The sequence below is a fragment of the Streptomyces sp. N35 genome, from assembly GCF_016464295.1.
Classification (GTDB): Bacteria; Actinomycetota; Actinomycetes; order Streptomycetales; family Streptomycetaceae; genus Streptomyces.
On sequence record NZ_JAEIMH010000067.1, the window covers coordinates 47,480 to 53,823 of the forward strand.

General features: G+C 67.9%; 8 protein-coding genes. 2 read left to right on the forward strand and 6 right to left on the reverse strand.

Annotation, left to right across the window (positions count from 1 at the left end; all coding sequences use genetic code 11):
- The first annotated feature begins 18 nt into the window (after nucleotides 1–18).
- The gene (locus JAO81_RS30355) at nucleotides 19–912 is read left to right on the forward strand and encodes a rhomboid family intramembrane serine protease (RefSeq protein ID WP_199551165.1); all 894 of its coding nucleotides are present in this window, start codon (nucleotides 19–21) and stop codon (nucleotides 910–912) included.
- Between the two features lie 250 nt (nucleotides 913–1,162).
- Here JAO81_RS30355 and JAO81_RS30360 read toward each other — a convergent pair whose 3' ends face one another.
- From JAO81_RS30360 to JAO81_RS30385, 6 genes are all read right to left on the reverse strand, one after another.
- Nucleotides 1,163–1,900 carry a class E sortase gene (locus JAO81_RS30360; RefSeq protein WP_307813859.1) on the reverse strand — a complete coding sequence of 246 codons (738 nt, stop codon included), beginning with the start codon at nucleotides 1,898–1,900 and terminating at the stop codon, nucleotides 1,163–1,165.
- Nucleotides 1,901–1,992: 92 nt separating this feature from the next.
- Nucleotides 1,993–3,426, reverse strand: a complete 1,434-nt coding sequence (locus JAO81_RS42920) for a class E sortase (RefSeq protein ID WP_307813860.1) — start codon at nucleotides 3,424–3,426, stop codon at nucleotides 1,993–1,995.
- Nucleotides 3,423–4,070 carry an aminodeoxychorismate/anthranilate synthase component II gene (locus JAO81_RS30370; RefSeq protein WP_199551166.1) on the reverse strand — a complete coding sequence of 216 codons (648 nt, stop codon included), beginning with the start codon at nucleotides 4,068–4,070 and terminating at the stop codon, nucleotides 3,423–3,425. The genes JAO81_RS42920 and JAO81_RS30370 overlap by 4 nt, the downstream gene beginning before the upstream one ends.
- A complete protein-coding gene (locus JAO81_RS30375; RefSeq protein ID WP_199551167.1) occupies nucleotides 4,067–4,264 on the reverse strand; it encodes a hypothetical protein in 198 nt (65 codons plus the stop codon). The genes JAO81_RS30370 and JAO81_RS30375 overlap by 4 nt, the downstream gene beginning before the upstream one ends.
- A gap of 54 nt (nucleotides 4,265–4,318) precedes the next feature.
- Nucleotides 4,319–5,038 (reverse strand): class E sortase, encoded by a 720-nt coding sequence (locus JAO81_RS30380; protein ID WP_199551168.1) that lies wholly within the window; start codon nucleotides 5,036–5,038, stop codon nucleotides 4,319–4,321.
- Nucleotides 5,039–5,103: 65 nt separating this feature from the next.
- Nucleotides 5,104–5,871 carry a DUF881 domain-containing protein gene (locus JAO81_RS30385; protein WP_199551169.1) on the reverse strand — a complete coding sequence of 256 codons (768 nt, stop codon included), beginning with the start codon at nucleotides 5,869–5,871 and terminating at the stop codon, nucleotides 5,104–5,106.
- 173 nt (nucleotides 5,872–6,044) lie between these two features.
- Between JAO81_RS30385 and crgA the strand changes: the two genes are divergently transcribed.
- The gene (crgA, locus tag JAO81_RS30390) at nucleotides 6,045–6,284 is read left to right on the forward strand and encodes a cell division protein CrgA (protein WP_199551170.1); all 240 of its coding nucleotides are present in this window, start codon (nucleotides 6,045–6,047) and stop codon (nucleotides 6,282–6,284) included.
- The last annotated feature ends 60 nt before the right edge of the window (nucleotides 6,285–6,344 follow it).

The window sequence follows — 6,344 nt, forward strand, 5'->3', positions numbered from 1 at the left end:
GGAGATTGAGGGGACCCCATGGACCAGGTGCCAGGCAGCCCGCAGCAACCCCAGGGCGCCTCAGGCCTGCCCGGCTGCTACCGGCATCCGGACCGGGAGACGGGGATCAGCTGCACCCGGTGCGAGCGGCCGATCTGTCCTGAGTGCATGATCAGTGCGTCGGTCGGGTTCCAGTGCCCCAACTGTGTGCGGGAGGGGTCGGGGACGGGGCACGCGCCCACCGCCAACCAGCCGCGGACCATCACCGGCGGCACGGTCGCGGCGGACCAGAACCTGGTGACCAAGATCCTCATCGGGATCAATGCGGCGGTGTTCATCGCGGTCCTGGCGATGGGCGACGAACTCGTCGACAAACTGGATCTGATCGGCCGTGCGCTGAACCAGAACCTCGAGATCGTCGGCGTCGCCGAGGGCCAGTGGTACCGGCTCTTCACCGCGATGTTCCTGCACCAGGAGATCTGGCACTTCGGCTTCAACATGCTCGGCCTGTGGTGGCTCGGCCAACCCCTGGAAGCCGCGCTGGGACGGGCCCGCTTCATCGCGCTCTATCTGGTCTCGGGCCTCGCCGGCAGCGCGCTCACCTACATGGTCGCCGCCCCCAACCAGCCCTCGCTCGGCGCCTCCGGTGCCATCTTCGGCCTCATGGGTGCCACCGCGGTCCTGATGCGACGCCTCAGGTACGACATGCGGCCTGTGATCATCCTGCTCGCGATCAACATGCTGTTCACCTTCACCATGAACGGCATCGCCTGGGAAGCCCACGTCGGCGGCCTCGTCGCCGGTGCCCTCGTCGCGTACGGAATGGTCCACGCACCCCGCGAACGCCGCGCCCTCATCCAGTGGGGCACCTGCGCTCTGGTCCTGCTGATCACCGTGGCCGTCATCCTGATCCGGACCTCCGAGCTCACCTGAGCGCGCAATTATCCACAGCGAGTGCCGGATCTTGTGCATTACGTGGGGAACGTACGTGCCCCTTGTCGCTGACCTGGGTTTGCCCAGCAAGGGCAAGGTGTGTACGTGCCCGCGAATGGCCCACGCGCAGTCGTACCGGCGTCAACCTCGGAAGAGTTATCCACAGATCTGCTGAGTAGTGTGCTTACTTATCCAGAGCTGTGGATCAGCCTGTGGATAACTCTCTGGAGGGCTAGGGGCAGGGCTTGCGCTAACGCAGTTCCTTGGGCGGTGTCCGCCGCGAGTCCACCTTCTCGACGCGCTCCAGCTCGCCCCACACGATGTACCGGTACTTCGACGTGTAGACCGGCGTGCAGGTCGTGAGCGTGATGTAGCGGCCGGGCTTCTTCACGCCCGACGCCTTCGGGACCGCGTTCAGGACGTCCACGTCGTACTTCGAGGTCTCGGGGAGCGTCTTGTAGACCTTGTAGATGTACCAGCGGTCCTTCGACTCGAAGACGATCGCGTCGCCGTTGTCGAGCTTGTCGATGTGGTGGAACTTGGCGCCGTGCCCGTCCCGGTGCGCGGCCAGCGTGAAGTTGCCGTTCTCGGCCTCGGGGAGCGCGGACTTGACCGGGTCCGTGTAGTACCCGGCGACACCGTTGTTGAGCGTTTTGAGGTCGGTGCCCTTCTTGACCAGGATCTCGCCGTTCTTCATCGCCGGTACGTGCAGGAAGCCGATGCCGCCCTTGGTGTCCCGGGCGCCGGGGCCGCCGTCATCGCGGCCGGCCCAGTCGTTGCGTACGGCGTCGCCCTGCTTCTGGGCCTCGCGGTCGGCGAGCACGTTCGTCCACCACAGCGAGTAGACGACGAACAGGCCGAGCACCAGGCCCGCGGTGATGAGGAGTTCACCGAAGACCATGACCGCCGTGGCGATGGGTCCGCGGCCGCGGCGGGCCCGTGCGGGAGCCGAGCGCTGCGTCTGCTCCCCCTGGTCGGTGGCTACCACTGTCTCCCTGCCCCGTCGTCCCGCGCGCCTGGGGCGCCGGGTCTGCTGTGTGCCGTACGGCCGTACGCGATCTGCCGTATGAGATGTGCGGTCTATTCAACCAGCGCGCTGGGCTTGCCCTTGTCGCGAGGCCGTTCCTCGGCCAGCTGTCCCCAGACGATCATGCGATACGTGCTGGTGAACTCCGGCGTACACGTGGTCAGCGTGATGTACCGGCCCGGCTTGGTGAAACCCGAACCCTTGGGGACCGGGTTCAGGACCGAGACGTTGTCGGGCGTCGTCTGCGGCAGGATGCTCGCCATCTTGTAGACGTAGTACGTGTTCTGCGTCTCGACCACGATCGGGTCGCCCGGCTCGAGCTTGTTGATGTAGCGGAACGGTTCGCCGTGGGTGTTGCGGTGGCCGGCCACCGCGAAGTTGCCCTTCTTGTCCTCGGGCATCGCGGTCTTGATGCTCTCCTCGCCGTAGTGCCCGACCATGCCGCGGTCGAGCACCTTGGGCTTGCTGATGCCCTCGGCGATGGGCACGACCACGTCGAGCTTGGGGATGTGCATGAGGGCGAAGCCCTGGCCGGGCTCGAAGGCACCGGGCTTGCCCTTGCCGTTCGCCCAGTTCTGCTCGATCTTGTCGCGCTCCGCGCCCGCCTGCTGTCCGGCGAGGATGTTCGTCCACCACAGCTGGTACGTGACGAACAGCAGCATCAGGACGCCGATGGTGATGAACACTTCGCCGAGCGCGCGGCTGGCGAGCACCGCGGGACTCGGCCGCTTGGCGCGTTCGGCGCGGCGGGCCTCCAGGCGCGAGAGGCCCGGCACTTGGCGCTTGAGGGCCGCCCGCCGGGTGTCGGAGGCGCGCAGACCGACGGTCTCGTCGTCGCGGGGGCGTTCGGTGTCCGCGGCGGTGTGCCTCGGGCGCGAGCCGTCCGCGGCGGGCCGGCGCAGCCCGACCGTCTCGCCGGACACGGGCGGCGGCGCGGTGGCGCCCAGGCTCACGGTCTCGCCGGAGACGGCCGGCATCGACGGCGTGCGGTCGTACATCGCCTCGTAGGCGGCGGCGTCCACGGGCGGCCGGTGGGCGGCGGCCTGGGATATCGGGTCCTGGTACGTGGGCGGCTGAGTGTCGTACGCGGGGTTCTGTGTGCCGCCGTACGCCTGGGAGTTGTCGTACCGGCTGTCGTACCCGGGGCCGTAAGCGGAACCGTGCGCGGAGCCGTACGAAGAGCCGTCCGCCGAGGAGCCGTACGCCGCCCCCTCCGCGTACCCCGTCCCGTACGACGTGGGACCCGGCCCTTGCTCCCCGTACCAGTCCCGCTGGTGCCCCTGCGGGTCGTACCACTCCTCCTGCGGCTGGGCGGCGGGTGCCTCGGGCTGGGGAGCGGCCGTGCGGAACCAGGGCGAAGGGTGCCGGCCCGGCAGCGGATCGTTCAGCGGATCGTCGAGCCCGTCGACCGCGGCCTCGAACGAGGCACGGTCCCCGTACGCATCGTCATGCGGGGAACCGCCCTGTTCGGGGCGCGTGGAGGTCACGCCGAGGCCCTGCCCACGACGGGTGCGAGGCCTTCCGAGCGGGCCACCGCCTCCGTGTCGCCGCACTGCACCAGCCAGTTGGCGAGCATGCGGTGGCCGTGCTCGGTCAGCACGGACTCGGGGTGGAACTGCACGCCCTCGACCGGAAGTTCGCGGTGGCGCAGGCCCATGATGATGCCGTCCTCGGTGCGCGCGGTGATCTCGAGCTCGGCCGGGAAGGCGGCCGGCTCGGCGGCGAGCGAGTGGTAGCGGGTGGCGGTGAACGGCGAGGGCAGCCCGGCGAAGACACCGGCGCCCTCATGCCGTACGAGCGAGGTCTTGCCGTGCAGGAGCTCCGGCGCGCGGTCCACGACGCCGCCGTACGCGACGGCCATGGACTGCATGCCGAGGCAGACGCCGAAGACCGGAATCCCGGTCGCGGCGCAGTGCTTGACCATCTCGATGCAGACACCGGCCTGTTCGGGCGCACCGGGGCCGGGCGACAGGAGCACACCGTCGAAGTTGTCCTGGGCGTGTGCCGTGGACACCTCGTCGTTGCGCACGACCTCGCATTCGGCGCCCAGCTGGTACAGGTACTGGACGATGTTGAAGACGAAGCTGTCGTAGTTGTCGACGACGAGGACGCGAGTGGTGCGCGAGGTCACAAGGCCACCGGCCCCACCGGAGCCACGGCCCCCATGCCTTCGTCGACCGTCACGTCATTGAACGGAAGCAGCGGCTCCGCCCACGGGAAGACGTACTGGAAGAGCAGGTAGACCACGCCGAGCACCAGCACGAGCGAGAGGAGTGCCTTCAGCCAGGCATTGCCCGGCAGCTGCCGCCAGATCCAGCCGTACATGCTGTCCCTTCCGTAGACGTACGCCCGTCCCTTCCGTTGACGTACGCCACCAGCCTAACGGCGCAGCGCCTCGGGTTTCCCGGCGTCCACAGGCTGAGTGGAATCAAGATGCGCCCAGACGATCAGCCGGTGGCTGTGCCCCCACTCCGGTTCACAGGTCGTCAGCGTGAGATACCGCCCAGGTCCGTCGAAACCGGACTTGCGCGGCACCGGATCGATCACGGCCACGTCCCCGGGCAGCGTCTTGTACGGCTTGTTCGTGTCGATCCGGTAGGTGAACCAGGTCCGCCCGTCGTTCAGGACCACCGCATCGCCCTTGCGCAGCTTGGGGAAGTCCTTGAACGGGTCGCCGTACGTGCGCCGGTGGCCGGCCACCGCGAAGTTGCCCTTCTGGCCGAGCTGCGCGGTGCCGGCGTAGTGCCCGAGGCCCTTCTTCAGGGTGCCGGTCTTCGTGTTCTCCAGGACGGGCTTGGTCCAGTTGTCGCCGAGCCGCGGGATGTACATCACGGCGAACGGCTTGCCGTCCTCGTACGCCTCGGGCGGCGGCGGGTTCTCGTCGTCCGCCACCCCGCTGCTGCCGCCCGCGGCTTCGAGTTCCGCGCTGGTCATCGCGCCGTTCGCCCAGCGGTCGTTCAGCTGGTCGATCTGGCTGTCCATCGCGGCGTCGGCCTTGATGCCGGTCCAATAGAGGACATACGTCACGAACAGCACGATCAACGCGCCGAAGGTGATGCACAGTTCGCTGAAGGTCCTGACGATCACACGTACCGACACGGGCCGGTCCCTCCCCGACGGACGGCTACCTCGTTGTTCGACTGGCTCGTTGTTCGACTGGCTCGTTACTCGACTGGGCTCGCGTAATGGAGATCCACTGTGCCCGAGTAGCCGGGAAGAGTCACTGCTCCCGGATCGTCGACTTTCCAGCCGAGGCCGTACGCCTTCACGTAAAGCAGGTAGTTCTGGATCTCGGGGGAGGCGTTCAGCGCCTTCTTGAGCTTCCCGGGGTCGCCGACTGCCGTGATCTTGTACGGGGGCGAGTAGACGCGGCCCTGCAGGATCAGGGTGTTGCCGACGCAGCGCACCGCGGAGGTCGAGATCAGCCGCTGGTCCATGACCTGGATGCCCTCGGCGCCGCCCTTCCACAGGGCGTTGACGACGGCCTGGAGGTCCTGCTGATGGATCACCAGGTCGTTCGGGGACGGCTCGGGGTAGCCGGGGAGCTTGGCCGTCGCGTCCGGCGGGGCGTCGGCCAGGGTGACGGAGACGGAGTCGCCGCGCAGCTTCTTGGTGCCGGCTTCCTTCTCCAGCGCCTTGAGCTTGGCCTCCTCCTCGGCGGAGGCGCCGTTGTCCCGCGCGGCGAGCGCGTCCACATCGTCGCGCAGCGAACCGAGATCTTCTTCGAGCCGGCCGTTTTTGTGGCTGCGCTCCTGAATCAGGTCGGAGAGCTTGAGCAGCGAGGCATCCGTACGGATATTGGTGCCTTTGGCGGTGTTGAAACTCGTGACGAAGATGAGCCCGGCGAGCGCGAAGACGCCCGCGGTGAGCACTCTCACCGGCCGCCGCCCCGATCGGCGGCCCTCGTCGGGGCTGTCGGCAGAATTGCTCAACGTACCCTTACTCCTTACGGCGCCGCGGAAGCACTACGCTAACGGACGCCCGGGGGAAGCAAGTGGTCCCCCATACGTGCCCCGCCCGCTCATATGTGCCCCGCCCGCTCGGCGCGGCCAGCCACAACACGTTCCCTGCGCGGCCACGCAGCGCATCGACAGGAGAGACCCTCGTGCCGAAGTCACGTATCCGCAAGAAGGCCGACTACACGCCGCCGCCGTCGTCGAAGCAGTCGACCGCCATCAAGCTGACCAACCGCAGCTGGGTCGCCCCGGTGATGCTGGCACTTTTCCTCATCGGCCTCGCCTGGATCGTGATCTTCTACGTCACGGACACCCGGCTGCCCATCGAGGCGCTCGGCAACTGGAATATCGTCGTGGGCTTCGGCTTCATCGCGGCGGGGCGAATCTGATGACCCCGGACGAGCAGGACTGCGCGGTCTTCATGGAGCAGGCCAAGGGGTCGGCGCACC